The sequence below is a fragment of the Burkholderia sp. USMB20 genome, assembly GCF_000949135.2.
GTDB lineage: Bacteria > Pseudomonadota > Gammaproteobacteria > Burkholderiales > Burkholderiaceae > Burkholderia.
Genome location: NZ_JTAN02000019.1, coordinates 1,040,982 through 1,066,280 on the forward strand (window position 1 = coordinate 1,040,982; position 25,299 = coordinate 1,066,280).

Consider the following 25,299-nt stretch of genomic DNA (forward strand, 5'->3'; position numbering starts at 1 on the left):
GCCGGATTCGGCATCGCCCGCGAGGGTTCATGCACGCAATCGGGTGGATTGCGTCATGCTTTGATCGTAGTCAACCGATCGGCGATCGGCAACGACCGATCAGGGGTACAGGCCGCGCATTTCGCGCGCCATCAGGATGCGCTTGCACGCGACGATGAACGCCGCCGTACGCACCGTCACCTTGTGCTCTTCCGCGACCGCCCACACGCCGGCGAACGCTTCGCGCATCACGCGCTCGAGACGGTGGTTGATCTCGTCTTCCGTCCAGAAGAAGCTCGAGAAGTCCTGCACCCACTCGAAGTACGACACGGTCACGCCGCCCGCGTTCGCGATCACGTCGGGGATCACGAGCACGCCGTTCGCGCTCAGGATGTCGTCCGCCGCCGTCGTCGTCGGGCCGTTCGCGCCTTCGACGATGATCTTCGTGCGGATCTTCGCCGCGTTCTTTTCGGTGATCTGGTTTTCCAGTGCCGCCGGGATCAGGATGTCGGTCTCGACCGTCCAGAACTCGTCGTTCGGCATCGGCTCGGCGCCTTCGAAGCCCGCGACGCCGCCCGTGCGTGCGACGTGGTCGAGCAGCTTGTTCGAATCGAGGCCGGCCGGCTGGTAGATCGTGCCCGTGTGATCCTGCACCGCGATCACCTTCGAGCCCGCTTCCTGGAACAGCTTCGCCGCGATGCCGCCGACGTTGCCGAAGCCCTGCACCGCGATGCGCGCGCCTTCGATTTCCAGGCCCTTCTTCTTCGCCGCTTCGGAGCCGACGACGAACACGCCGCGGCCCGTTGCTTCCTTGCGGCCGAGCGAACCGCCGAGCGCGATCGGCTTGCCGGTCACGACGCCGGTCGACGTCTGGCCCTGGTTCATCGAGTACGTGTCCATCATCCACGCCATCACCTGTTCGTTGGTGTTGACGTCCGGTGCCGGAATGTCGGTGTTCGGCCCGATGATGATGCCGATTTCGCTGGTGTAGCGGCGCGTCACGCGCTCGAGCTCACCACGCGACAGCTTGCGCGGGTCGACGCGGATGCCGCCCTTCGCACCGCCGTACGGCACGTTCACGGCCGCGTTCTTCACCGACATCCATGCCGACAGCGCCATCACTTCCGACAGCGTCACGTCCTGGTGGTAGCGCACGCCGCCCTTGCCCGGGCCGCGCGACACGTTGTGCTGCACGCGATAGCCTTCGAAGTGCGCGACGGTGCCGTTGTCGAGCTCGATGGGGCAGTCGACGATCAGGATGCGCTTCGGACGCTTCAGCGTCTCGAGCCAGCGCGACAGCGAGCCGAGGTACGGCGCGACGCGATCGACCTGCTGAAGGTAGTTGCCCCACGGGCCGAGATCGTCGGCGTGAAGGTAGGACGGGATGGACTGCAGTTGCGAAGACATGGACACTCCAACGTTCAACGGATTGCGCACATTGTCGAAAAACCCGTTTTTTTTATCCAATGCCGTTTGCTTATTCGATTATGCGTTTCTTGCATGATCGTGATTTTTCGCAAATCCGCGGTCGATTTGCGCAAGAACGCCCGCGATCGGCCATGCATCGCGTGCGTGAAAAATCGTCGGTGAAAGTCGCGGGATGCCCGCCGGGCGGGCGTTCGACAGGCGTCGAAAGCGGCTCGTCAGTCGGTCGCGCCCGACCGGCACGGTTAACCGCCCACGGTTAACCGGTGGTTTCGCGCAGTTCGTCGCGCACGACGTCCCACAGCGCGCGCACGAGTTTCTGGTGCGGATCGTCGCCCTGCAGCGCGAGCTTGTCGCAGTACAGGCGGATCTCCATCGTCAGCGTGAACGGATGGGTGCCGCCGCGCGCGGAACGGTCGAGCCGGATCAGGCGGCCGCTCGCCACCGCATCCTCGACCGCGCTGTGCGGCAGGAACGCGACGCCGTGGCCCGCGAGCGCCATCGCCTTCAGCCCCTCCGCCATGTCGGTTTCGTAAACACGATCGAGGAACAGCGACGTCGGTGCATTCGCCACGATGACTTCGGTCATCCGGCCGAGATACGCGTTCGGCGTATACGACAGGTACGGCACGCGCGCCTCGGCCGTGCCCGGCAGCGTATAGCGCGGCCGGCCCGCGCGGCCCGGCGCCGAAAACGCGCTGATCGGCTCGCTGCCGAGCACCAGCATGTCGTAGCGGGCCGGGTCGAGCGCGACCGGGTGGCTCGGGTGGTGGTAGCCCATCACGAGATCGCAGCCGCCCTCGACGAGCGACAGCACGGCATCGTGCACGTTCAGCGCGCGCAGCCGCGTGTGAACCTGCCCCATCTTCGCCTCGATCCGCTGCAGCCAGCGCGGAAAATACGTGAGCGACAGCGTGTGCGGCACCGCGAACTCGATCGTCGGCACCGGCGCGCCGACGTGGCCGCGCAGCAGCGTGCGCGCCTCGTGCGCCTGCGACAGCATCGTCAGCGCCTGCTCGTAGAAGATCTGGCCGGCCTGCGTGAGCCGCGTCGGATAGACCGAACGATCGATCAATTCGGTCGCGAGCCACGCCTCGAGCGCCTGGATACGCCGCGAGAACGCGGGCTGCGACACGTGCCGCAGTTCGGCGGAGCGGCTAAAGCTGCGCGTTTCCGCGAGCGAGACGAAGTCTTCGAGCCATTTCAGTTCCATGCAGGCGGGCGCGGCGGGCGGCGGTCGGGGAGAAGCCTGCATTCTACCGGCGGGCGGGCCGGCCGGCGCGTGGCGGGCGCCCCGGCGAGCCGGCGCGGGCGCTGCGGCAGGCGTCGGCGCGCCGCCGGCGCCGGCGCGTGCCGATCGCCCGCGCCGGCGCCGGCCGGACCGGTTCGGCCGGGATCGCCCCGCGCCAATGGTAAAATGCCGGATTCTTCCCCCCCTCGCTCGACCCGGCCCCAAGGCCCGCCCGATCATGTCCGACACTCGTCCCGATACGCTTTTCGCCCTCACCGCGCTCTCGCCCATCGACGGCCGCTACGCCAGCAAGACCGAAGCGCTGCGCGACTGGCTCTCCGAAGCCGCCTTCATGCGCCACCGCGTCACCGTCGAGGTGCACTGGCTGATCGCGCTGTCGCGCGCCGGCTTCGCGGAAGTCCCGCGCTTCTCCGACGCGTCCGAACAATTCCTGCTGCAGCTCGCCGAGCGCTTCACCGCGCACGACGCCGCCCGCATCAAGGAAATCGAGCGCGTGACGAACCACGACGTGAAGGCCGTCGAATACTGGCTGAAGGAATCGGTCAAGGGCCAGGCCGAACTCGAGAAGGCCAGCGAATTCATCCACTTCGCGTGCACGTCCGAAGACATCAACAACACGTCGCACGGGATGATGCTCGCCGGCGCGCGCGAGCACGTGATCGTGCCGGCGCTGCGCACGGTCCACCAGCGCCTCGTCGCGCTGTCGCACGCGCTCGCCGAGCAGCCGATGCTGTCGCGCACGCACGGCCAGCCGGCCAGCCCGACGACGCTCGGCAAGGAACTCGCGAACGTCGCCGCGCGCCTCGCACGCGCGATTACGCGCATCGAGAAGGTCGAGATCCTCGGCAAGATGAACGGCGCGGTCGGCAACTTCAACGCGCACCTGTCCGCGTATCCGGAATTCGACTGGGAAGCGTTCTCGCGCGACGTGATCGAGAACCGCCTGAAGCTCACGTTCAACCCGTACACGATCCAGATCGAACCGCACGACTACATGGCCGAGCTGTTCGACGCGGTTGCGCGCGCGAACACGATCCTGCTCGACCTCGATCGCGACGTGTGGGGCTACATCTCGGTCGGCTACTTCAAGCAGAAGACGAAGGCCGGCGAAATCGGCTCGTCGACGATGCCGCACAAGGTCAACCCAATCGACTTCGAGAACTCGGAAGGCAACCTCGGCCTCGCGAACGCGACGCTGCGCCACCTCGCCGACAAGCTGCCGGTGTCGCGCTGGCAGCGTGACCTGACCGACTCGACGGTGCTGCGCAACATGGGCGTCGCGCTCGGCTATTCGCTGCTCGCGTACGACTCGCTGATCCGCGGCCTCGACAAGCTCGAGGTCAACCCGCAGCGCCTGAACGAAGATCTCGACAACTGCTGGGAAGTGCTCGCGGAGCCGGTGCAGACGGTGATGCGCCGCTACGGCATCGAGAACCCGTACGAACAGCTGAAGGAACTGACGCGCGGCAAGGGCATCACGCGCGAAGCGCTGCAGGAATTCGTCGCCACGCTGGCGATCCCGCAGGATGCGAAGGACCGCCTGCTCGCGATGACGCCGGCGTCGTACATCGGCAAGGCCGTCGAACTCGCGAAGCGGATCGCGTAAGCGCCGCCGTCGCCGGACGGAAAAAAAGCCCGATGCGAAATTGCTCGCATCGGGCTTTTTCTTTGGCGGCTCGCGCGCGCTCGACGAAAAAAGGCGCCCCGAGGGGCGCCTGTCTCACTGCGGCATCACGATTGCCGCGAACCGCGCTCAGTGCGCGTGGCCGATCTTCGCCATCACCTGATCGACGATCTGTTCGGGCGTCAGCTCGATGCTGACCTCGATCGCCTCGTCCGGGCCCGGCTCCTCGAGCGTATCGAGCTGGCTCTTCAGCAGCGACGGATCGAAGAAATGGCCGGTGCGGCTTTTCAGGCGCTCGTGCAACACCTCGAACGAGCCCTTCAGATACACGAACCGCACGTCGGTGTCGGTGCCGCGCAGCACGTCGCGGTACGACCGCTTCAGCGAAGAGCACGTGAACACGGCCGTCTCGCCGGCACGCTGCTTTTCCTCGATGGCCGCGCGGATCGTGCGCAGCCACGGCCAGCGGTCGTCGTCGGTCAGCGGAATGCCGTTGTGCATCTTTTCCTTGTTCGCCGCGCTGTGAAACGCGTCGCCGTCGGTATAGCTGCACGACAGGCGTTCTGCCAGCATTTCGCCGATTCGCGATTTGCCCGCGCCCGACACGCCCATTGCGATCAGAATCATTGACTACCCCTTGTTACAAAACCACGCTCAGCAGCAGCGTAAAGCTCAGACCGAGCACCGAGATGATGGTTTCAAGCAGCGACCAGGTCTTGAACGTCTGGCCGACCGTCATCCCGAAGTATTCCTTGATCAGCCAGAAGCCGCCGTCGTTCACGTGCGAGAAGATCAGCGAGCCCGAGCCCGTCGCGAGCACCAGCAGCTCCGGACGAACCGCCGCGCCCGACGCCGCCGCGATCGGCGCGACGATGCCGCAGGCCGTCGTCATCGCGACCGTCGCCGAACCCGTCGCGAGACGCATCAGCGCCGCGACGAACCAGCCGAGCAGCAGCGGCGACAGGTGCGCGTGCTTCGCGGTCTCGACGATCTGCTGCGAGATCCCGCTGTCGCGCAGGACGCCGCCGAAGCCGCCGCCCGCACCGACGATCAGCGTGATGCCGGCGATCGGTGCCAGGCACTCGCCGCAGAACTTCTGGATCTGGTCGCGGTTGAAACCCTGCAGCTTGCCGAACGTGAAGAAGCTCACCAGCACGGCGATCAGCAGCGCGACGTCGGAGTTGCCGGCAAAGCGCAGCAGGCTGTTCGGCAGCGACTTCGGCGTGAAGATCAGGTCGGCCCAGCTGCCGACCAGCATCAGGATCACCGGCAGCAGGATCGTGAACAGCGTGATGCCGAAGCTCGGCAGTTCGCGCTGCTTGCCTTCCGTGTGCGATTCGACGAACTGCGCGGCGAGCGGATTGTTCTCCGGCAGCTTGACGAATTTCGAGATCATCAGCGCGAACAGCGGGCCCGCGACGATCGCGGTCGGCACGCCGACGATCAGGCCGAACGCGATCGTCTTGCCGATGTCGGCACCGTATTGCTGGACGGCCAGCAGCGCGGCCGGGTGCGGCGGAATCAGCCCGTGCACGACGGACAGGCCCGCGACCATCGGCAGGCCGACGACGAGCAGCGACTTGCCGGTGCGCTTCGCGACGTTGAACGCGATCGGGATCAGCAGCACGAAGCCGACTTCGAAGAACACCGGCAGGCCGACGATGATCGCGACGAACATCATCGCCCAATGGATGTTCTTCTCGCCGAACCAGTCGATCAGCGTGGTCGCGATCCGCTCCGCGCCGCCCGATTCGGCCATCATCTTGCCGAGCATCGTGCCGAGGCCGACGACCACCGCGATGTGGCCGAGCGTGTTGCCGTTGCCGGTCTCGAACGACTTGACGATCTTGTCCATCGGCATCCCGACCACGAGGCCGAGGCCGAGCGAGACGATGATGAGCACCAGGAACGGATAGATCTTGAACCGCGCGATCATCACGATCAGCGCGACGATCGCGATCACGGTATAAATGAGCAGCATGCTGCCTTGGACAGCCCCCATGTGGCACTCCTCCTAGGATTGTTCGAACCGGGCGAGTTGTTGCGAGTATGCCCGGCTATGCAGGTCTCCGAAACACGGGGGTTCCCACCCCGCGAGGACGCTGAATTTTACTTATCTTTACGGTCCGCGGATAGAACCGGTTCCATCAGCAAAAACCCTCGGTAAAACAAGCACTAAGCGCTCGCTTACCGAGGGTCAAACGTTCGTTTCGTACAAGTCTTAACGGGGCAGCTGGCTCGCGGCTTGCGCGAGGCGCGTGACTTCGGCCCAGTCCTGCGCGGCGAGCGCGGCCTTCGGCGTGAGCCACGAACCGCCGACGCACACGACGTTCGGCAGCTTCAGGAAATTCGGCGCGGTGTCGACCGTGATGCCGCCCGTCGGGCAGAACTTCAGCGCCGGGAACGGACCGTGGAACGCCTGCAGCATCGGCACGCCGCCGGCTTGCTGCGCGGGGAAGAACTTGACGATCTCGTAGCCGAACTCGAGCGCCTGGATGATGTCGCTCGGCGTCATCACGCCCGGCAGCAGCGGTAGGCCGGCGTCGAGGGACGCGAGGTGCAGGTCCTTCGTCAGGCCCGGCGACACGCCGAACTTCGCACCCGCGCGCTTCGCCTGCTCGCAGTGCTCGGGCTTCGTGATCGTGCCGACGCCGACGACGATGTCGTCCGCGAGCTGGCTCGCGCGCTGGATCGCCTCCAGGCCGGCCGGCGTGCGCAGCGTGATCTCGAGCACCTTGACGCCGCCCGCGTGCAACGCGCGCGACACGTGTTCGCCCTGCTCGACCGAGTCGAATGCGAGCACCGGAATCACCGGGCCCAGCTTCACGATTTCAGCAATCGTCTTCATCTGGAACACTCCTTGAAATTCATGCAGCGACGCTGACGGCCGTTTCGCCGACCAGCGTCCCGAAAACCGATGCGCCCTGCTCGGCCGGCGCGGCCGCCGCGCGGAACACGCCGAACAGTTCGCGCCCGAAACCGACCTCGTTCTCGGCCTGGTGCAGCGGCTGCGCGACCGGGCGCGCCTGCCACTCGGCGTCGTCGACCTCGATGTCGAGGATGCCGGCTTCCGCGTCGATCACGAGCGTGTCGCCCGTCTTCACCTTGCCGAGCGGGCCGGCCAGCAGCGCTTCCGGCGACACGTGGATCACGGCCGGCACCTTGCCCGACGCGCCCGACATGCGGCCGTCGGTCACCAGCGCGACGTGGAAGCCCTGATCCTGCAGCACGCCGAGCAGCGGCGTCAAACGGTGCAGCTCGGGCATCCCGTTCGCGCGCGCGCCCTGGAAGCGCACGACCGCGACGAAATCGCGCTTCAGCTCGCCGCGATCGAAGGCCTCCTGCACGGCTTCCTGCGAATCGAACACGATCGCGGGCGCCGTCACCTTGCGGTGCTCGGGCGCGACCGCCGAGATCTTGATCACGCCGCGGCCGAGCCGGCCCTGCATCAGGCGCAGGCCGCCGTCCGGCTGGAACGGGTCGCGAATGCCGCGCAGCACCTTCGTGTCGTGGCTCTCGGCCGTGCCGTCGACCCACGTCAGCTTGCCGTCGATCAGCTTCGGCTCCTTCGTGTAGTGCGACAGGCCCTTGCCCGCCACGGTCGTCACGTCTTCGTGCAGCAGCCCGCCCTCGAGCAGGTTGCGCACCAGGAACGCGACGCCGCCCGCCGCGTGGAAGTGGTTCACGTCGGCCTTGCCGTTCGGGTAGATCTTCGCGAGCAGCGGCACGACGGCCGACAGCTCGTCGAAATCGTTCCAGTCGATCAGGATGCCGGCCGCGCGCGCGATCGCGACGAGGTGCAGCGTGTGGTTGGTCGAGCCGCCCGTCGCGAGCAGCGCGACGATCCCGTTGACGATCGCCTTCTCGTCGATCACGTGGCCGATCGGCGTGTAGTGGCCGCGCTCGACCGTCAGGTCGAGCACGCGGCGCGCGGCTTCGGCGGTCAACGCGTCGCGCAGCGGCGTGTGCGGATGGACGAACGCCGAACCCGGCAGGTGCAGGCCCATCAGTTCCATCAGCATCTGGTTGCTGTTCGCGGTGCCGTAGAACGTGCAGGTGCCGTGGCCGTGATACGCGGCCGATTCCGCTTCGAGCAGCGCGTCGCGGCCGACCTGGCCGGTCGCGAACTGCTGGCGGATCTTCGCCTTGTCGTCGTTCGACAGGCCGCTCGTCATCGGGCCGGCCGGCACGAAGATGGTCGGCAGATGGCCGAACTGCAGCGCGCCGATCAGGAGGCCCGGCACGATCTTGTCGCAGATGCCGAGGCAGAGCGCCGCGTCGAACATGTTGTGGGTGAGCGCGATCGCGGTGCCCATCGCGATCGCCTCGCGCGAGAACAGCGACAGCTCCATGCCCGGGTTGCCCTGCGTGACGCCGTCGCACATCGCCGGCACGCCGCCCGCGAACTGCGCGACGCCGCCGTTCTCGCGCGCGGCGGCCTTGATGATGTCGGGGAAATCCTTGTACGGCGCGTGCGCGGACAGCATCTCGTTGTACGAGGACACGATGCCGATGTTCGGCTCGCGGATCGCCTTGATCTGGAACTTGTCGCTGCCTTCGAGACCCGCGAAGCCGTGCGCGAGGTTCGCGCACGACAGCGCGCCGCGCGCCGGGAACTTGCCTTGCGCGCCGTCGATGCGCTGCAGATAGGCGGAACGGGTCGATTGGCTGCGGGCGATCACGCGATCGGTGACTTTCGCCAGGGTGGGGTGCAGCGACGTCATGCTGGGCGCTCCTGTATGCCGGACGGACACCGGCGGTTGGAATCGTGGGGACGGTCGAGTGCATCGAACGAACGAAGTCATTCTAGTAGAAAAACTACAAGCGCGCAATGCGGATCAGCATACGCGCAACTCATACCGCCGCCACCAGCAAGGCTTTCCTAGTGAAAACCCTAATCAACGGCATCGTCCACTGCAGAAATTGCCGACGATAGAGCTAGCATTTTCATGTAGATTTTCTACAATTCGATTGCGATACACTCGCTCATCCGAACCCGATTTCCATCCGCCGTCCCATGCTGCCTCGCATTGAAGCGATCCGCGCCGACCTGCGCCCGTCCGAGCGCAAGCTCGCCGACTACATCCTCGCCGCGCCGCGCGAGGTGCTCGACCTCGCGATGACCGAGCTGTCGACCCGCGCGGGCGTCAGCCAGCCGACCATCGCGCGCTTCTGCCAGGCGCTCGGCTGCAGCGGCTTTCGCGAATTCAAGATCCGGCTCGCGCAGAGCGTCGCGCCGGGCGTGTCGTCGGTGTATCGCGACGTCGAGCCCGACGAGCCCGCGCCCGGCATCATCGGCAAGGTGTTCGACCGCACGATCGGCGCGCTGATCGAGGTGCGCAACAGCCTGTCGGCCGGCAGCGTCGCCGACGCGATCGCGCTGCTGTCGAACGCGTCGCGCATCGAGTTCTACGGCGCCGGCGGCTCCGGCATCGCCGCGCAGGACATCCAGCACAAGTTCTTCCGGCTCGGCGTGCCGAGCGTCGCGTATTCGGACCCGCACACGTTTTCGATGTCGTCGGCGCTGCTCGGGCCGCACGACGTCGTCGTCGCGATCTCGAACACCGGCCGCACGCGCGACATCGTCGAGGCCGCGCGCTCCGCGCTCGCGTGCGGCGCGAAGGTCGTCGCGATCACGCAGAGCCATTCGCCCCTCGCGAAGCTCGCGACGGTGAGCCTCGCGTCGAACGTCGCGGAGGAAACCGACGTGTTCTCGCCGATGACGTCGCGCATGTCCCATCTCGCGATCGGGGATATCCTCGCGGTCGGCGTCGCGCTGTCGCGCGGGCCCGCATTGATGGAGCGCGTCGGCCGCGCGAAGGAAGCGATCACGCGCCGCCGGATCGACGACGGCACGAAGGATTGACCGACGCACGGCGCCCCGCCGGCGCATGAGCGATGCAGAACCGACGCGCGGTCCGGCGCGTCAGCCAACACCCGACGCGCACGTAAACGAAGAACGGCGCCCCGAGGGGCGCCGTTGCGCATGGGTCGGTGCAGCCAACCGGCCGCTCAGCTCAAAACGGCTTGATCACGACCAGCGCGACCGCCACGAGCATGCCGAGCACCGGCAGTTCGTTGAACACGCGATACCACTTGTCGGTGCGACGGTTCTCGCCGCGCTCGAACACCTTCAGCAGATGCCCGCAATACGCGTGGTAGATGACGAGCAGCAGCACCACCGTCACCTTCGCATGGATCCAGCCCTGCCCCTGGCCGATGCCGATCACGAGCCACAGCCACAGCCCGCATGCGAGCGCCGGCACGGCGATCATCGTCATGAAGCGGAACAGCTTGCGCGCCATCAGCAGCAGGCGCCGCACCGCGGCCGGATCGGTCTCCATGGCCAGGTTCACGTAGATGCGCGGCAGGTAGAACAGTCCCGCGAACCACGCGGCGATCAGAACGATATGGAACGTCTTGACCCAGAGCATTGCCATCGGTTGTGCGCCTCGCTTTACTGGCGGCCTTCGCCGTGCCCGAGCACGACGTACTTCAGCGACGTGAGCCCTTCCAGGCCGACGGGGCCGCGTGCGTGCAGCTTGTCGTTCGAGATGCCGATTTCCGCGCCGAGGCCGAATTCGAAGCCGTCCGCGAAGCGCGTCGACGCATTGACCATCACGCTCGCCGAATCGACTTCGCGCAGGAAGCGCATTGCGCGGTCGTGATCCTCGGTGACGATCGCATCGGTGTGGTGCGAGCCGTAATGGTTGATGTGCTCGATCGCGGCGTCGAGGCCGTCGACGACCTTGATCGCCAGCACCGGCGCGAGATATTCGGTGTGCCAGTCTTCGTCGGTCGCGTCGACGAGCGGACCGACGCCCGCCTCGGCGAGCACCGCGCGCGCGGCTGCATCGACGCGCAGCTCGACCTGCTTGTCGCGATACAGCTTGCCGAGCGGCGGCAGCAGCGCGGCTGCGATGCCGCCCGACACGAGCAGCGTTTCCATCGTGTTGCAGGTGCCGTAGCGGTGCGTCTTCGCGTTGTCGCACACCGTCAGTGCCTTGGCGAGATCGGCGCGATCGTCGACGTACACGTGGCAGATGCCGTCGAGGTGCTTGATCATCGGCACGCGCGCCTCGTTGATCAGCCGCTCGATCAGGCTCTTGCCGCCGCGCGGCACGATCACGTCGACGTATTCGGTCATCGTGATCAGCTTGCCGACCGCCGCGCGATCGGCGGTCGCGACGACCTGCACCGCGTCCTGCGGCAGGCCGGCCGCCTCGAGCCCTTCGCCGATCAGCTTCGCGAGCGCCGCGTTCGATTCGAGCGCCTCGGAGCCGCCGCGCAGGATCGTCGCGTTGCCCGACTTCAGGCACAGCGCGGCCGCGTCGATCGTCACGTTCGGGCGCGACTCGTAGATGATGCCGATCACGCCGAGCGGCACGCGCATCTGGCCGACCTGGATCCCGCTCGGGCGGTACTTGAGATTGCCGATCTCGCCGATCGGATCGGCCAGCGACGCGACCTGGCGCAGACCCTCGACCATCGTGTTCAGCGCCTTGTCCGACAGCGTCAGGCGGTCGATGAACGCCGCATCGAGCCCCTTTTCGCGGGCACGGGCGACGTCGCGCGCATTCGCGTCCTTCAGCGCCTGCGCGTCGCGCTCGATCGCGCGGGCCACGGCGTCGAGCGCCGCGTTCTTCGCCGCCGTGCTGGCGCGCGCCATCGCGCGGGAAGCGTGCCGGGCACGGCGGCCCAGGTCCGTCATGTACTGGTCGATATCCATCGTGTGACTCGAGAAGCGAGCCGCTTCGCGCGGCATGAATTCGTGGAGAAGCGTGAGGCGCGGCGGCAGGAAGGCCGCGCCGGCTATCGAAATATTGTAAGCGGGTTGCGATGCGTGCGCTGAAGGCCCGGACGGGGCTTAACGCCGCACACGACCCGCGGTCGGCGGTCGTTCGCCGCGCGCGCCCGCCACCGTCATCGCGAGCTGGAACAGGCCGTCCCACGGATCGGGCGGCGGCTCGTCCTGCGTGCGGCGGCCCGGCGTGACGGCCGACAGCCCCTTCACCTGCCGGTCGAGCTTCGCGGCAAACGCGAGCGCCTTCTCGAGCACGGCTTCCGACACGCGGTTCAGCGCGGGGCCGATCAGCCGCTCGCGCGGCCCCCACACGCGGTTCTCGCGCAGCAGCGTGGCCAGCGGCTTGCCGGCCGTCGTGCCGCGCTTGATCCGCAGCAGCGTGCGCAGTTCCTCGACGACGGCCCACATCACGAGCACGATCGCCTCGCCCTCGCCCTTCAGCCCGTCGATCATCCGCGCGAGCCGCGCGGCGTCGCCCGCGAGCATCGCCTCGTTCAGCTTGAACACGTCGTAGCGCGCGACGTTCAACACCGCGTCGTGCACCTGCTCGAACGTCAGCACGCCCTGCGGATAGAGCAGCCCGAGCTTCTGGATTTCCTGGTGCGCGGCGAGCAGGTTGCCCTCGACGCGCTCCGCGATGAACTGCAGCGCGCGCCGGCCGTCGTCGCCGGGCGCGACGCGCTGGCCCTGCATCGACAGACGCTGGCCGATCCAGTTCGGCAGCTGCGCGCGGTCGACCGGATCGATCTTCAGCGCGACGCCGCCGTTCTGCAGCGCGGTAAACCACGCGGATTTCTGCGTGGCCGCGTCGAGGCGCGGCAACGTGACGAGCATCAGCGCATCGGGATTCGGTGCGGCCGCGAGCGTCTTCAGCGCGTCGGCGCCTTCCTTGCCGGGCTTGCCCGACGGAATGCGCAGCTCGATCAGCTGACGCTCGCCGAACAGCGACATCGCCTGGGTCGCGCCGAGCAGCACGCTCCAGTCGAAACCGCGCTCGACCGTGTGCACCGAACGCTCGGTGAAGCCGGCCGCGCGCGCGGCCGCACGAATGCGGTCGCACGCTTCCTGCGCGAGCAGCGGCTCGTCGCCGTAGACGGTGTAGAGCCCGGCCATCCCCTTCGCGAGGTGCGGCTCCAGCGCATCAAGTCGCAATTGCATCGATACGTGCGCCGGCGATCAGAGCGGCGGCGGCGGCAGCGGTGCGCCCGGTGCAACGCCCGGCACCACGTCCTCCGGCGCCGGCGTCAGCGAGTGGACGATCGCGAGACGCCGCATCAGCTGGTCGACCGCGTCGTTCTCCATGTCGCCGTACAGGATCTCGGCTTCCTGCGCCTTCGCGTTCGTGTACTGGTCGCTGTACGTCATCGCGCGGTTCAGCGCGATCGCGCTCGGCGGGATCAGCACGGTGCCGTCCTTGCTCGTCAGCGTGTAGTTCAGCGTATAGAACAGCGCGTATTCCTGCGCCGAGCCGTACTTGTTGAGCGTCAGCGTGTTCTGCCCACGCGACTCCCACATGCGCAGCACGGCATCGGCGTCGTCCGCCGACTTGACGATCTTCGTGTCGCTGCCGGCCTCGACGAGGCGCACCAGGCGCGCCTCGACGGGCGCCGGCGCGCCGGCCACCAGCAGGCGCTTGAACGCGTAGTCCTGCTGGCCGCGCAACTGGAAACCGCATGCCGACAGCGCGAGCGCGCTGCCGACGGCGAGCATCAAAAACGATCTGCGGATCACCTTCGCTCCTTCTGTGTGCGCCCGGCGGCCAACGGCCGTCAGACGACGATGTTCACGAGGCGGCCCGGCACGACGACGATCTTCTTCGCCGGCTTGCCGTCGCTGAACTTCGCGAATGCTTCGTCGGCCACCGCCGCCGCTTCGATCGCCTCGCGGCTCGCGTCCTTCGCGACCTTCAGCGCGCCGCGCACCTTGCCGTTCACCTGCAGCACGAGTTCGATCTCGGCCTGCTCGAGCGCGGCCTCGTCGACCTTCGGCCACGGGGCGTCGAGCAGCGGGCCGAATTCGTCCGCATAGCCGAGCGCCTTCCACAGTTCGAACGTGACGTGCGGCACGACCGGGTACAGCACGCGCAGCAGCACGCCGTACGTCTCGCGCAGCACGCCGGGCGTCGCGCCCTTCGCGCCGTCGATCGCGTTCAGCATCTTCATCGCGGCCGACACGACCGTGTTGTACTGCAGACGCTGGTAGTCGAAATCGGCCTGCTTCAGCACGCTGTAGATCTCGCGGCGCAGCGCCTTGTCGGCATCGCCGAGCGCGGCCGCGTCGAAGCCCGCGCGCGCGGCGAGCGCTTCGCGGTTCGTCGCGCCGAAGCTCCACACGCGGCGCAGGAAGCGGCTCGCGCCTTCGACGCCCGCGCCCGACCATTCGAGCTGCTGCTCGGGCGGTGCGGCGAACATCGTGAACAGACGCGCGGTATCGGCGCCGTACTGGTCGATCAGCACCTGAGGATCGACGCCGTTGTTCTTCGACTTCGACATCTTCTCGATGCCGCCGAGCACGACCGGCTGGCCGTCGGCGTTCAGCGTCGCGCCGACCGGGCGGCCCTTCTCGTCGAACGCGACGGTCACGTCGGCCGGGTTGTACCAGGTCTTCTTGCCCGATGCGTCTTCGCGGTAGAACGTCTCGTTCAGCACCATGCCCTGCGTCAGCAGGTTCTTCGCCGGCTCGCCGAACTTCACGAGGCCGAGGTCGCGCATCACCTTGGTCCAGAAGCGCGAATACAGCAAGTGCAGGATCGCGTGCTCGATGCCGCCGATGTATTGATCCATCGGCATCCAGTAATCGGTGCGCGCGTCGACCATCGTCTCGGCGTCCGGCGCCGTGTAGCGCGAGAAGTACCACGACGAATCGACGAAGGTGTCCATCGTGTCGGTTTCACGCTTCGCGGCCGCGCCGCACTTCGGGCACGAACAGTTCAGGAATGCTTCCGACTTCGCGAGCGGGTTGCCCGAGCCGTCCGGCACGAGATCTTCCGGCAGCACGACCGGCAGGTCCTGCTCCGGCACCGGCACGTCGCCGCACGACGGGCAGTGGATGATCGGGATCGGCGTGCCCCAGTAGCGCTGGCGCGACACGCCCCAGTCGCGCAGGCGCCACGTGACCTGCTTGTCGCCGAAGCCGCCGGCCTTCAGGTCGGCCGCGATCGCGTCGACCGCCGCGCCGTACGCGAGGCCGTCGTACTTGCCGCTGTTGATGCAGGTCGCGACTTCCTTGTCGCCGTACCACTCCTGCCATGCGTCGAGCGAGTACGTCTGGCCTTCGGCCGCGATCACCTGCTTGATCGGCAGGTCGTATTTCTTCGCGAACGCGAAATCGCGCTCGTCGTGCGCCGGCACGCCCATCACCGCGCCTTCGCCATAGCTCATCAGCACGTAGTTGCCGATCCACACCTCGACCGGCTCGCCCGTCAGCGGGTGCTTGACCGAGAAGCCCGTCGCGACGCCCTTCTTCTCCATCGTCGCGACATCGGCCTCGGCGACGCCGCCGCGCTTGCATTCGTCGATGAACGCCTGCAGTTCCGGCTTGCCCTGCGCGAGGCGCGTGGCGAGCGGGTGCTCGGCCGCGATCGCGCAGAACGTGACGCCCATGATCGTGTCGGCACGCGTCGTGAACACGCGCAGCAGCTTCTGCTCGCCGTCGAGTTCGTACGGGAAGCCGAAGTTCACGCCGAAGCTCTTGCCGATCCAGTTCTGCTGCATGATCTTCACGCGCTCGGGCCAGCCGAGGCCGTCGAGGTCGTTCAGCAGCTCATCCGCGTACTGCGTGATCCGCAGGTAGTACATCGGGATCTCGCGCTTCTCGACGAGCGCGCCCGAACGCCAGCCGCGGCCGTCGATCACCTGCTCGTTCGCGAGCACGGTCTGGTCGACCGGGTCCCAGTTCACGGTGCCCGTCTTCTTGTACGCGATGCCCTTCTCGAGCATCTTCAGGAACAGCCACTGGTTCCACTTGTAGTAGTCGGGCTTGCACGTCGCGATCTCGCGCGACCAGTCGATCGCGAGGCCCATCGACTGCATCTGGCCCTTCATGTAGTCGATGTTGTCGTAGGTCCACTTCGCGGGCGGCACGCCGTTCGCCATCGCGGCGTTCTCGGCCGGCATCCCGAACGCGTCCCAGCCCATCGGCATCAGCGTGTTGTAGCCGTTCATCCGCAGATAGCGGTACATCACGTCGTTGATCGTGTAGTTGCGCACGTGACCCATGTGCAGCTTGCCGGACGGGTACGGCAGCATCGACACGCAGTAGAACTTCGGCTTCTGCGAATCTTCCTTCGTCTTGTAGGCATCGGCTGCGCGCCAGTCGCCCTGAGCGGCGGCTTCGACGTCGGCGGGTACGTATCTCTCGTGCATGGTGTGGTTCGGACTAGGCTTTAAGCGGCGCGCCACGAGGCGGGCACGCGGAAGTGGACGAAATCGGGCAGCCCGGCGGCGGGGGCAGGCTCACGGTTCTCGTGCCTGCCTCATGATCCGGATATTCGCCGGATAACCCGGAGGGTCTCCAGGTTACCCGGCGAAACCCTGCCAACCGGGCGAAAACGACGATTATACCGTTCGTGGCGGGCGGTACGGCCGGTCTCGCCGGCCGGCCCGCATTCTTGCCTGCGGGACGACACGGATGGCGCGGATGGCGCGAGCGCCCGGTGCGTCAGCCGGTCAGCCGGTCAGCGGGTCGCGCCCGGGCGGCCGGCGCGGCGGCGCCCGCCGGCGGCACGTCGGTCACGAAGCCGATCCGCGTGAGCCCGGCGCCTGCGCGGCGCCCATCACCTGCCGCGATCACGTCGTAGCGGGTCGCGCGCGAGGCGCGCAGCGCAGCTCGGCGGCGCGGCGCCCGCGGCGGCGGCCCGGAAGCGCGCCGGCAGCGCGTCGAGTGCGACGGGCGCGTCGTCCCAGTAGAGCTTGCCGGCGTCGTCGATCGACAGCGTGACCGACTGTGGCGTGTCGCGCGCGACGCCAGCCGCGACCTTCGGCAGGTCGAGCCGGATCGCGTGCGTCATCAGCGGCGCGGTGATGATGAAGATGACGAGCAGCACGAGCATCACGTCGATCAGCGGCGTCATGTTGATCTCCGCCATCGGCGCGGACGTCTTGTGGTGCTCCAGCCCGCCGAATGCCATGATCGTTCCTCCCGGCCGCGCGTCAGGCGCCCTGCGCGCACACGAATACGTGCAGGTCGCGCGCGAAGCCGTCGAGTTCCTCGGCGAGCTGGCGCACGAGCCGCCCGAGGATGTTGTAGGCAAGCACCGCGGGGATCGCGACGACGAGCCCGAACGCGGTCATGATCAGCGCCTCGCCGACCGGCCCCGCGACGTTCTCGATCTGCGCCTGCCCGCTCGCGGCGATGCTGCCGAGCGCGTGGTAGATGCCCCAGACGGTGCCGAGCAGCCCGACGAACGGCGCGGTGCTGCCGATCGACGCCAGCAGCACCTGGCCGAACTCGAGACGCCGCTGCGAGCGCAGCATCGCGTGACGCAGCGCGCGCAGCACGCGTTCGCTGCGCTCGACACGCGCGGCGAGCGCGGCCGGATCGTGTTCGTCGGCCGCATCGCGCGCGGCTTCGGCGAGCGGCACGAACACGCGCTCGCGATCGGTGCCGGCGAGCGCGGCGATGCCCGCATCGAGCGACGGCGCGCGCCAGAACGCGGCAAGCGCGCGCGGCCCCTGCCGCTTCGCGCGGACCAGCAGCCAGGCTTTCATGAGGAGGAAGCACCAGCTGGCGACGGACATCGCCAGCAGCACGTAGGCGACGGCGTGCGTGATCGCATCGCCGCTTTCGAGGTAGTGGACAACGCCGGTGGGAATCGCCATCGGAGTTTCCCCGTGAGGGTCAGCGCAGGCCGAGCACGTCCTGCATGTCGAACAGGCCGGCGCCGCGCGCCGACAGGAAGCGGACCGCACGCAGCGCGCCCTGCGCGTACGACACGCGGCTCGACGACTTGTGCGTGATCTCGATCCGTTCGCCGATCCCGGCGAACAGCACGGTGTGATCGCCGACGATGTCGCCGCCGCGCACGGCCGCGAAGCCGATCGTCGACGGGTCGCGTTCGCCCGTCACGCCCTGGCGGCCGTACACCGCGCAGTCGTCGAGCGAGCGCCCGAGCGCGCCGGCCACGGCCTCGCCCATCATCAGCGCGGTGCCCGACGGCGCGTCGACCTTGTGACGGTGGTGCGCCTCGATGATCTCGATGTCGTAGCCGTGTGAGAAATGCTTCGCCGCGAATTCGAGCAGCTTCAGCGTGACGTTCACGCCGACGCTCATGTTCGCCGCGAACACGATGCCGATCTTGCCTGCCGCGGCCTGCAGCTCGGCCTTCTGCTCGGCGGTGAAGCCGGTCGTGCCGATCACGAGCTTCACGTCGTGGCGCAGCGCGGCCGCGACGTGCGCGATCGTGCCTTCCGGCCGCGTGAAGTCGATCAGGTAGTCGGCCTGCGCGAACACGGCGTCGAGGTCGTCGGTCAGCTTGATCCCGGTTTCCTTGCCGAGAAACGCGCCCGCGTCCTGGCCGAGGAACGGCGAATCGGCGCGGTCGAGCGCGCCGACGAGCTGCGCGTCGGAATCGTTGAGAACGGCTTCGATCAGCATCCGGCCCATACGGCCCGATGCACCGGCAATCGCAATCTTCATGGCTTTCTACACGACAGGTCTAAAGGCGGGCGGCGCATGCCGCCCTGTTTCCGCACGCCGGCCGCTTACTGGGCCGGCGCGGTGAGCGGCTGGTTCTGCAGGTTGTCCGAGCCTTGCGGGCCGACCGGCGGCGACGCCTCGTTCGACGCGTTCGGCTGCGGCGGGCGATGGAACTGGAACTGCGGCTGGATCGCCGGCGCGGCGCCCGGCGGCTGGCCGCCCGGCACCGGCGCGCCGCCCGAGGCCTGCGCCGACGGCGTGAAGCGGCGGGCGGTCGTGCCCTGCCCCGACACCTGGTTGGTCGCGCGGTTCGCCGCGCGCGCCGCCTGGGCGTTCGCATCCTGGTCGACCGCCGCGCCGGAAACCGGCTCGACGGACGGGCTCGCGGCAGCGGTCGCCTGCGCGGCGCTCGCCGCAGCAGCGGCAGCGGCGGCTTCGGACGCCTTCTTCGCCGCGGCCGCGGCCTTCGCCTTCTTGCCGCCGCGATCGCCGTCGATATCGGCCAGCAGGTCGAGTTCGGACGGCAGGTTGTCGGCGCCCGTCCAGCTCGCGAGGCGATCGCCCGAGAACGTCAGCACGAGGTCGCGCTGCTGGACGACGGACGTCGAGCCGCGCTTGAAGTAAAAGAGGTAATCCCAGCGGTCGGCATGGAACATGTCCGACAGCAGCGGCGTGCCGAGCAACGCGCGCACCTGCTCGCGCGTCATTCCGGCCTGCAGCTGCGCGGCCTTCTCCTGCGACACGAAGTTGCCCTGCACGACAGTGATCCGATAGGGCGTGATGCTCTGCGCGATGCGCTGCGTCACGCTGTCGTACGACGAACAACCAGCCAGCGCGGCAACGGCGGCGGCAGCGATGATGGCACTCCGCATGCGACTCCTCTGATAGTGCGAAAGGGATTCCGGGAACATTTCCGTCACCGAGCTGGCCCGCGTCGCGGGTCGCGCGTGTTTCTGGAACGGCGAAAAGCCGGTAACATTGAAGCCCTGCATTGTACTCTAGGGATGCCTAGCCATGACCAATCCGACGGATCTCAAGAATATCGGGCTAAAGGCCACCCTACCGCGCCTCAAGATTCTCGAGATCTTCCAGCAAAGCCCGGTGCGTCACCTGACGGCCGAAGATGTCTACCGCAACCTGCTCAACGAGCAGCTCGACATCGGGCTCGCCACCGTTTACCGCGTGCTGACGCAGTTCGAGCAGGCCGGCCTGCTCACGCGCAGCAACTTCGAATCCGGCAAGGCCGTGTTCGAGCTCAATGAAGGTTCGCACCACGATCACCTCGTCTGCCTCGATTGCGGCCGCGTCGAGGAATTCTTCGATGCCGAGATCGAAGGCCGCCAGCAAGCGATCGCCAAGGAACGCGGCTTCCGGCTCCAGGAACACTCGCTCGCGATGTACGGCTCCTGCACGACCGAGAACTGCCCGCACCGCAAGCACTGATCCGCACCCTGCGCGCACGCGCGACGGCCCGGCCGGCATCCCGCCGCCCGGGCCGTGTTGTTTTCGGGATGGAAAAACGGCCCGCACGTCGCGTGCGGGCCGGGTCGGGAACGTTTTCGGTCGATCGTGCGGGACGAGGCGCCGCGTGTCGCCGGCGCGCGGCGCTCGATCCACTCGAATCCGCTCAACCCCTGACCCTACCTTCGCGCGTCAGGCCGTGCTCGCGCACGCGGGCTCGAACTCGAGCGCCCACGCGTCGTCGAGCGGAATCTCGTCGCAGTTCGGCTGCGGGCCGCCACGGTCGACGATCACGAAGTCGCTGACCGCGTCGAGCGCGAGCAGCGGATGGTGCCAGACGCCCTTCGCGTAGTTCACGCCCTGCCAGCCTTCGGCGAGGAACGCGCGCATCGCGTCGGGCCGGAACTCGCCGGCCGGCGCGACGACGATCGCATAGCGCGACACGGCCGCCAGCGGGATGAACGCCTGGCTGCCGTGCGGATGGCGCTCCATCAGCGTGATCGCCACCGGCAGCGCGCGCGGCTGCGCACGAAACACGCTGACGAGCGGCCGGCCGCCGTCCGCGCAGACGTCGATCGTCGCGAGATCGTGGAAGCGCTCGGTCGTGCCGCCGTTGATCGGGAAATGCCGCGCGCCTTCGAGCGCGATCACGTCGCCGAACGGCGCGAAGGCCTCGCGGGTCAGGCGCTCGACGCGCAGGATGTGTGGTCCGCTCATGCCGATGCCCTCCTTCAAGCCGGCTCGCCCCACAGACGCAGGCGCGACACGCCGCCATCCGGGAAGATGTTGAAGCGCACGTGCGTGACGGGGCCGAGCGCCGCGAGCTGGTCGAACGTATGCACGTGGTCCATCTGCAGCCTCTGCTCGCCGAGCAGTTCGGCCCAGAACATCGCCTGCGTGACGAGCGAATCGTCGGTGCCGCCGGCAACATGCGCGGCCTGCAGCGAACAGCGGTCGGGGAAGTTGCCCTTGAAGAACGCCGTATCGACCTCGACGCGCCGGATGATGCCCGGCCGCGCCAGCGCGACGATCGCCCAGTCGTTGCCGGGCTCGCGGCGGCGCCGCGTTTCCCAGCCGTCACCCATGTTCGCGCCGCGCCCCGGCATCAGCATCTGCGAGGCCGGACCGAAGTGCTGGTTGTTCGCGGCCACCAGGTAGCCGCCGTTCTCGATCGCCGCGAGATCGACGAGTTCGCCCGCCGGCACGTGGCGCCAGTCGCGCTGCGGCTGGCCGTACACGCGCAGCCGCGCGAGCCCGCCGTCCGGATACAGGTTCACGCGCAGGTGCGTGACCGGCTGCGCATCGTCGACGCTCACGTAGTGATGCGAATTGCCCTGCAGCGTCGTCGCGGGGACGATCGTGCGCCATTCGGTGTCGTCCGGCGGCGTGTCGCCGTCCACCGCACAGGCCTCGATCGACGCGGCCGGCGGAAAGTTGCCGGTGAAGTGGCTCGTATCGAGATCGACGCCGTAGATCACGCCCGGCCGCGCGAGCCGGACCACGCAGAAGTCGTGGCCGGTGGTGCGCTTGCGGCGCGTTTCCCAGCCGTCCATCCACTTGCCGTGGTCGTCGTACTTGCCGGGAATGAACACGGCCGGCTCGGGATTCAGCATGCGCTCCTTCGGCGCGAAGAATTCGTCGCTGGCGAAGAGCGCCTGCGCGCCCAGGCGCGGGTCGGCGAGGTTCATGTAGCGCCGCGTGAAAGCCGGCGCGTTCGGGTCGAGGATGGGGGCTGCCATGTCGTCTCCATTATTTTGGCAAGGACCGGCGCATCGTCGCGCCGGCCACGGGACATTCGTTCGCGCGAAGCAGCCCGGGAGGCCGCTTCGCGCGCGGGTGCGCTCAGAGCGCGTGGGCCTGGTCGCCGGCGACCGGCGCGGCGCTGCCGGTTTCGTCGGCCACGTAGCGCAGTTCGCGGTTCAGCACGCGCTTCGCACGGGCCCGGTCGATGTCGTTCTCCCACACGGCGACGACCACCGTCGCGACGCAGTTGCCGATCAGGTTGGTCAGCGCGCGGGCAATGCCGACGAACCAGTCGACCGGCAGGATCAGCACGAGGCCGAGCACCGGAATCGCGGGAATCGCCGACAGCGTCGCCGCGAGGATCACGATCGCCGACCCGGGAATCCCGTGCGCGCCCTTAGACGTGACGAGCGACACGAGCAGCACGACGATCAGGTCGTGCGTGGACAGCGGCGTGTTGGTGGCCTGCGCGATGAACAGCACGGCGAGCGTCAGGTAGATCGAGAAGCCGTCGAGGTTGAACGAATAGCCGGTCGGGATCACGAGGCCGACCGTCGAATCCTTGATGCCCATGTATTCGAGCTTGCTCATCACCTGCGGCAGCACCGCGTCCGACGACGCCGTGCCGAGCACGATCGACAGTTCCTCGCGCAGGTAGCGGATCAGCTTGAACACCGAGAAGCCCGCGAGACGCATCACCGCGCCGAGCACGACCGTGACGAACACGAAGCAGCTCAGGTAGAACACCGCGACGAGGTAGCCGAGCTGCTTGAGCGACGCGACGCCGTACTTGCCGGTCGTGAACGCGATCGCGCCGAGCACGCCGAGCGGCGCGAGCTTGATGATGAAGCCGATGATGCGGAAGAACACGTGCGACAGTTCCTCGATCAGCGAATTGACGCGCTGCGCCTTGTCGCCGAGCAGCGACAGCGCCGAGCCGAACAGCACCGCGAACACGAGGATCTGCAGGATGTCGCCCTTCGCGAACGCGTCGATCGCGGTCTCGGGGATGATCTTCATCAGGTAGCCGGCCGTGTCCTTCAGGCTTTCGGCGTTCTTCGCGTACGTCGAGAGCGAGGCCGCGTCGAGCGAGCGCAGGTCGATGTTCATGCCGACGCCGGGGCGCGTGAGCCACGCGAGGACGAGCCCGATGCCGAGCGCGAGCGTCGTCATGATCTCGAAGTAGACGACCGCCTTCAGGCCGACCCGGCCGACCTTCTTCAGGTCGCCCGCATTGGCCATCCCGCTGACCACGACGCAGAACACGATCGGGCCGATGACCATCTTGATGAGCTTCAGGAAGCCGTCGCCGAGCGGCCTGAGCGACTCGGCGAAATGCGGGAAGAACGCGCCGAGCGCGACCCCCAGGATCAATGCGACGACTACCCGGCCAAACAGCGAATTGAGGAATTTCGACACGGCGCTCTCCCGATCCAACGGTTGCAGTTTCGTCTGTTCATACTGGTAAGACCAGTGATGTTATGGTGGATAGTAGGAAGCCGATATAGTCGAGTCAAGGACGGACAAAATAGGGATTTCCCGCCCCTGTGCCCCGCACCGTGCGGGGGCGGATCGTGGCTTTCCCGTAGGCCGGTCGTGCACCGCGCGCGTGCGGATTACAATGCCGGTCAGACCGGCCATCGTTCACATCATGAAAAACGTTCCGCACACCGTGACCGACGCCGCCATCGCGACGATCCGCGACCGGATCGAGGCAGGCGTGTATCCGGTCGGCAGCCTGCTGCCGGCCCAGCGCCAGCTCTCCGAGGAGCTGGAGATCAGCCGCGCGTCGCTGCGCGAGGCGCTGTCGACGCTCGAGGCGCTCGGGATGCTGCGCATCCGCGCCGGCAAGGGCGTGTACGTCGAAAGCGCGCAGGCGTCGGCCGCGCATCCGTGGCAATTCGCCGAGCAGTCGTCGCCGCCCGATACGTACCAGATGCGCTATGCGCTCGAAGGGTTCGCCGCGCGGATGGCGGCGCACGTCGTCACCGACGACGACATCGCGTGGTTCGAGGACAACCTCGCCGACCTGCACGTCGCGCTGACCGACAGCGCGCTCGACGAAGCGTCGCAGCTCGACTTCGACTTCCACATGCGGATCATCCATCTCGCGGGCAACGCGGCGATCGAGTCGGTGCTGCGCAGCAGCGCCGACATCATGAAGGAAAGCCAGCGCATGCCGTTCTACCGGCGCGAGCTGCTGCTGTCGACGTGGCACGAGCACCGCGCGATCGTCGACGCGCTGATCGCCCGCGATGCGGCCGCGGCCGGCACCGCGATCGAGACGCACATCGCGAACGCCGCGCAGCGCGCGGGCATCTTCTTCCCGACGCCGGGCACCTGACGCAGCCGCCGGCCTACGGTCGCGGCCGGCGCGGCAGCCGTTCGCCGGTCGTACCGGTCATCCCCCCGAAGGATCGCGATACGCGAGCGCGCGCTCGATGAACGCGCGCGCCGCGACGCTGCGGTATGCGCCCTTGCGCGTGAGCAGCGCGGCCGTGCGCGACGGCAGCGGCGGATCGAGTTCCAGCGCGCACAAGTCGCCGCGCTCGCGCGCGATCGCGTCGGGCAGCACCGTCGCGAGCCGCCCGCGGCGCACGAGTTCGAGCACCGCGCTCACCGTATTCGTCTCGATCGCGATCCTCGGCTGCACACCCTGCTCGATGAAATACCGGTCGATGCTCGCGCGCGTCGCGAACGCGCGGCTCAGCAGCACCAGCGGCTCGCCGGCGAGTTCGGCCGGGCTCAGCGCGCGGCGGTGACGGGCGAGGCGGTGCGCGCGGCCCGTCACCAGGGCGAGCGGTTCGTCCCACAGCGGCAGCGCGTCGATGTCGGGCGCGCGCGGCGGCATGAACGCGAAGCCCGCATCGAGACGGTCGTCGGCAAGCTGCGCCTCGATGCGCTCCTGCGACATCGCGTCGATCGTCAGCGCGACGTTCGGGAAATCCGCATGGAACGCATCGATCAGCGAGCCGCCCAGGTAGGCCGCGAAGGTCGGCATCATCGCGAGCCGCAGCGAGCCGCTGCCGAGATCGGCAACGTCGTGCAGCGCTCGCTGCCCGGTGTCGAGCTCGTGCAGCGCCGCGCGCGCGTGGCGCGCATAGACCTCGCCGAATTCGGTGAGCCGCACCGTGCGGCCCGAGCGGTCGAACAACGGCACGCCGAGCGTGTCCTCGAGCTGGCGGACCTGCTGCGACAGCGTCGGCTGCGACACGTGCAGCGCATCGGCCGCGCGCGTGAAGCTGCGCTGCTCGGCGACGGCCAGGAAATAGCGGATGTGGCGGAGTAGCATGGCGGCCCGGGTATTGGTAGAGCCAATGAATACCATAAGGATCCAGTCTTGGACGCTATGGTTCGGTTCCCGCATCATACGCA

At 67.8% G+C, this 25,299-nt stretch carries 22 protein-coding genes and 1 pseudogene; 4 read left to right on the forward strand and 19 right to left on the reverse strand.

The features are described 5' to 3' along the window. Positions 1 to 99: 99 nt before the first annotated feature. Together PL79_RS29275 and PL79_RS29285 are read right to left on the reverse strand one after the other, a co-directional pair. Positions 100 to 1,386 carry a Glu/Leu/Phe/Val family dehydrogenase gene (locus tag PL79_RS29275; RefSeq protein ID WP_044848295.1) on the reverse strand — a complete coding sequence of 429 codons (1,287 nt, stop codon included), beginning with the start codon at positions 1,384 to 1,386 and terminating at the stop codon, positions 100 to 102. A 277-nt stretch (positions 1,387 to 1,663) separates the two neighbouring features. Then, positions 1,664 to 2,617, reverse strand: a complete 954-nt coding sequence (locus PL79_RS29285; RefSeq protein WP_044848296.1) for a LysR substrate-binding domain-containing protein — start codon at positions 2,615 to 2,617, stop codon at positions 1,664 to 1,666. 256 nt (positions 2,618 to 2,873) lie between these two features. On the opposite strand from PL79_RS29285, the gene purB reads away from it, so the two are divergent. Further along, positions 2,874 to 4,262, forward strand: a complete 1,389-nt coding sequence (gene purB / locus PL79_RS29290; RefSeq protein ID WP_044844148.1) for an adenylosuccinate lyase — start codon at positions 2,874 to 2,876, stop codon at positions 4,260 to 4,262. Positions 4,263 to 4,409: 147 nt separating this feature from the next. Here purB and PL79_RS29295 read toward each other — a convergent pair whose 3' ends face one another. The 4 genes from PL79_RS29295 to edd all read right to left on the reverse strand — a co-directional run bounded on the left by PL79_RS29295 (position 4,410) and on the right by edd (position 9,004). Continuing rightward, entirely contained in the window at positions 4,410 to 4,907 is a 498-nt protein-coding gene (locus PL79_RS29295; RefSeq protein ID WP_044844149.1) for a gluconokinase, read from the reverse strand. 13 nt (positions 4,908 to 4,920) lie between these two features. Continuing rightward, positions 4,921 to 6,282, reverse strand: a complete 1,362-nt coding sequence (locus PL79_RS29300) for a GntP family permease (RefSeq protein WP_044844150.1) — start codon at positions 6,280 to 6,282, stop codon at positions 4,921 to 4,923. A gap of 219 nt (positions 6,283 to 6,501) precedes the next feature. Further along, a complete protein-coding gene (gene eda, locus PL79_RS29310; RefSeq protein ID WP_044844151.1) occupies positions 6,502 to 7,128 on the reverse strand; it encodes a bifunctional 4-hydroxy-2-oxoglutarate aldolase/2-dehydro-3-deoxy-phosphogluconate aldolase in 627 nt (208 codons plus the stop codon). A 19-nt stretch (positions 7,129 to 7,147) separates the two neighbouring features. After that, positions 7,148 to 9,004, reverse strand: a complete 1,857-nt coding sequence (edd, locus tag PL79_RS29315) for a phosphogluconate dehydratase (RefSeq protein ID WP_044844152.1) — start codon at positions 9,002 to 9,004, stop codon at positions 7,148 to 7,150. A gap of 293 nt (positions 9,005 to 9,297) precedes the next feature. On the opposite strand from edd, the gene PL79_RS29320 reads away from it, so the two are divergent. Continuing rightward, a complete protein-coding gene (locus PL79_RS29320) occupies positions 9,298 to 10,146 on the forward strand; it encodes a MurR/RpiR family transcriptional regulator (RefSeq protein WP_044844153.1) in 849 nt (282 codons plus the stop codon). A 151-nt stretch (positions 10,147 to 10,297) separates the two neighbouring features. Here the strand turns inward: PL79_RS29320 and PL79_RS29325 are convergent, their stop codons facing one another. The 9 genes and pseudogenes from PL79_RS29325 to PL79_RS29365 all read right to left on the reverse strand — a co-directional run bounded on the left by PL79_RS29325 (position 10,298) and on the right by PL79_RS29365 (position 19,592). After that, positions 10,298 to 10,720, reverse strand: a complete 423-nt coding sequence (locus tag PL79_RS29325) for a CopD family protein (protein ID WP_124488267.1) — start codon at positions 10,718 to 10,720, stop codon at positions 10,298 to 10,300. Positions 10,721 to 10,737: 17 nt separating this feature from the next. Then, complete coding sequence (locus PL79_RS29330) at positions 10,738 to 12,009, reverse strand: glutamate-5-semialdehyde dehydrogenase (protein WP_044844155.1); 1,272 nt, start codon at positions 12,007 to 12,009, stop codon at positions 10,738 to 10,740. A 138-nt stretch (positions 12,010 to 12,147) separates the two neighbouring features. Beyond that, positions 12,148 to 13,242 (reverse strand): DNA polymerase III subunit delta, encoded by a 1,095-nt coding sequence (gene holA / locus PL79_RS29335; RefSeq protein WP_044844156.1) that lies wholly within the window; start codon positions 13,240 to 13,242, stop codon positions 12,148 to 12,150. Between the two features lie 18 nt (positions 13,243 to 13,260). Continuing rightward, a complete protein-coding gene (locus tag PL79_RS29340) occupies positions 13,261 to 13,815 on the reverse strand; it encodes an LPS-assembly lipoprotein LptE (protein ID WP_044844157.1) in 555 nt (184 codons plus the stop codon). 38 nt (positions 13,816 to 13,853) lie between these two features. After that, entirely contained in the window at positions 13,854 to 16,448 is a 2,595-nt protein-coding gene (gene leuS, locus PL79_RS29345; protein WP_044844158.1) for a leucine--tRNA ligase, read from the reverse strand. 295 nt (positions 16,449 to 16,743) lie between these two features. Continuing rightward, positions 16,744 to 17,212 (reverse strand): annotated as a pseudogene (locus tag PL79_RS29350) (ExbD/TolR family protein). A gap of 22 nt (positions 17,213 to 17,234) precedes the next feature. After that, positions 17,235 to 17,903 carry a MotA/TolQ/ExbB proton channel family protein gene (locus tag PL79_RS29355; RefSeq protein ID WP_044844160.1) on the reverse strand — a complete coding sequence of 223 codons (669 nt, stop codon included), beginning with the start codon at positions 17,901 to 17,903 and terminating at the stop codon, positions 17,235 to 17,237. A 19-nt stretch (positions 17,904 to 17,922) separates the two neighbouring features. Beyond that, complete coding sequence (dapB, locus tag PL79_RS29360; protein WP_044844161.1) at positions 17,923 to 18,720, reverse strand: 4-hydroxy-tetrahydrodipicolinate reductase; 798 nt, start codon at positions 18,718 to 18,720, stop codon at positions 17,923 to 17,925. A 65-nt stretch (positions 18,721 to 18,785) separates the two neighbouring features. Beyond that, positions 18,786 to 19,592: an outer membrane protein assembly factor BamE gene (locus PL79_RS29365; RefSeq protein ID WP_044844162.1), complete on the reverse strand. Its 807-nt coding sequence runs from the start codon at positions 19,590 to 19,592 to the stop codon at positions 18,786 to 18,788. Between the two features lie 142 nt (positions 19,593 to 19,734). Between PL79_RS29365 and fur the strand changes: the two genes are divergently transcribed. Next, positions 19,735 to 20,163: a ferric iron uptake transcriptional regulator gene (gene fur, locus PL79_RS29370; RefSeq protein WP_011350926.1), complete on the forward strand. Its 429-nt coding sequence runs from the start codon at positions 19,735 to 19,737 to the stop codon at positions 20,161 to 20,163. Between the two features lie 210 nt (positions 20,164 to 20,373). Here fur and PL79_RS29375 read toward each other — a convergent pair whose 3' ends face one another. The 3 genes from PL79_RS29375 to PL79_RS29385 form a co-directional block, all read right to left on the reverse strand. Beyond that, positions 20,374 to 20,898: an ureidoglycolate lyase gene (locus PL79_RS29375; RefSeq protein WP_044844245.1), complete on the reverse strand. Its 525-nt coding sequence runs from the start codon at positions 20,896 to 20,898 to the stop codon at positions 20,374 to 20,376. A 14-nt stretch (positions 20,899 to 20,912) separates the two neighbouring features. After that, positions 20,913 to 21,920 (reverse strand): allantoicase, encoded by a 1,008-nt coding sequence (alc, locus tag PL79_RS29380; protein ID WP_044844163.1) that lies wholly within the window; start codon positions 21,918 to 21,920, stop codon positions 20,913 to 20,915. Positions 21,921 to 22,023: 103 nt separating this feature from the next. Beyond that, a complete protein-coding gene (locus tag PL79_RS29385) occupies positions 22,024 to 23,343 on the reverse strand; it encodes a C4-dicarboxylate transporter DctA (RefSeq protein ID WP_044844246.1) in 1,320 nt (439 codons plus the stop codon). 202 nt (positions 23,344 to 23,545) lie between these two features. Between PL79_RS29385 and PL79_RS29390 the strand changes: the two genes are divergently transcribed. Further along, a complete protein-coding gene (locus PL79_RS29390; RefSeq protein WP_185735477.1) occupies positions 23,546 to 24,268 on the forward strand; it encodes a FadR/GntR family transcriptional regulator in 723 nt (240 codons plus the stop codon). A gap of 57 nt (positions 24,269 to 24,325) precedes the next feature. On the opposite strand, the gene cynR is transcribed toward PL79_RS29390, so the two are convergent. Further along, complete coding sequence (gene cynR / locus PL79_RS29395; RefSeq protein ID WP_044844165.1) at positions 24,326 to 25,216, reverse strand: transcriptional regulator CynR; 891 nt, start codon at positions 25,214 to 25,216, stop codon at positions 24,326 to 24,328. Between the last annotated feature and the right edge of the window lie 83 nt (positions 25,217 to 25,299).

Coding starts and splice junctions, on each gene's coding strand:
- PL79_RS29275 (WP_044848295.1), bottom strand. CDS start 1,386: ATGTCTTCGCAACTGCAGTCCATCCCGTCCTACCTTCACGCCGACGAT.
- PL79_RS29285 (WP_044848296.1), bottom strand. CDS start 2,617: ATGGAACTGAAATGGCTCGAAGACTTCGTCTCGCTCGCGGAAACGCGC.
- purB (WP_044844148.1), top strand. CDS start 2,874: ATGTCCGACACTCGTCCCGATACGCTTTTCGCCCTCACCGCGCTCTCG.
- PL79_RS29295 (WP_044844149.1), bottom strand. CDS start 4,907: ATGATTCTGATCGCAATGGGCGTGTCGGGCGCGGGCAAATCGCGAATC.
- PL79_RS29300 (WP_044844150.1), bottom strand. CDS start 6,282: ATGGGGGCTGTCCAAGGCAGCATGCTGCTCATTTATACCGTGATCGCG.
- eda (WP_044844151.1), bottom strand. CDS start 7,128: ATGAAGACGATTGCTGAAATCGTGAAGCTGGGCCCGGTGATTCCGGTG.
- edd (WP_044844152.1), bottom strand. CDS start 9,004: ATGACGTCGCTGCACCCCACCCTGGCGAAAGTCACCGATCGCGTGATC.
- PL79_RS29320 (WP_044844153.1), top strand. CDS start 9,298: ATGCTGCCTCGCATTGAAGCGATCCGCGCCGACCTGCGCCCGTCCGAG.
- PL79_RS29325 (WP_124488267.1), bottom strand. CDS start 10,720: ATGGCAATGCTCTGGGTCAAGACGTTCCATATCGTTCTGATCGCCGCG.
- PL79_RS29330 (WP_044844155.1), bottom strand. CDS start 12,009: ATGGATATCGACCAGTACATGACGGACCTGGGCCGCCGTGCCCGGCAC.
- holA (WP_044844156.1), bottom strand. CDS start 13,242: ATGCAATTGCGACTTGATGCGCTGGAGCCGCACCTCGCGAAGGGGATG.
- leuS (WP_044844158.1), bottom strand. CDS start 16,448: ATGCACGAGAGATACGTACCCGCCGACGTCGAAGCCGCCGCTCAGGGC.
- PL79_RS29355 (WP_044844160.1), bottom strand. CDS start 17,903: ATGGCGATTCCCACCGGCGTTGTCCACTACCTCGAAAGCGGCGATGCG.
- dapB (WP_044844161.1), bottom strand. CDS start 18,720: ATGAAGATTGCGATTGCCGGTGCATCGGGCCGTATGGGCCGGATGCTG.
- PL79_RS29365 (WP_044844162.1), bottom strand. CDS start 19,592: ATGCGGAGTGCCATCATCGCTGCCGCCGCCGTTGCCGCGCTGGCTGGT.
- fur (WP_011350926.1), top strand. CDS start 19,735: ATGACCAATCCGACGGATCTCAAGAATATCGGGCTAAAGGCCACCCTA.
- PL79_RS29375 (WP_044844245.1), bottom strand. CDS start 20,898: ATGAGCGGACCACACATCCTGCGCGTCGAGCGCCTGACCCGCGAGGCC.
- alc (WP_044844163.1), bottom strand. CDS start 21,920: ATGGCAGCCCCCATCCTCGACCCGAACGCGCCGGCTTTCACGCGGCGC.
- PL79_RS29390 (WP_185735477.1), top strand. CDS start 23,546: ATGCCGGTCAGACCGGCCATCGTTCACATCATGAAAAACGTTCCGCAC.
- cynR (WP_044844165.1), bottom strand. CDS start 25,216: ATGCTACTCCGCCACATCCGCTATTTCCTGGCCGTCGCCGAGCAGCGC.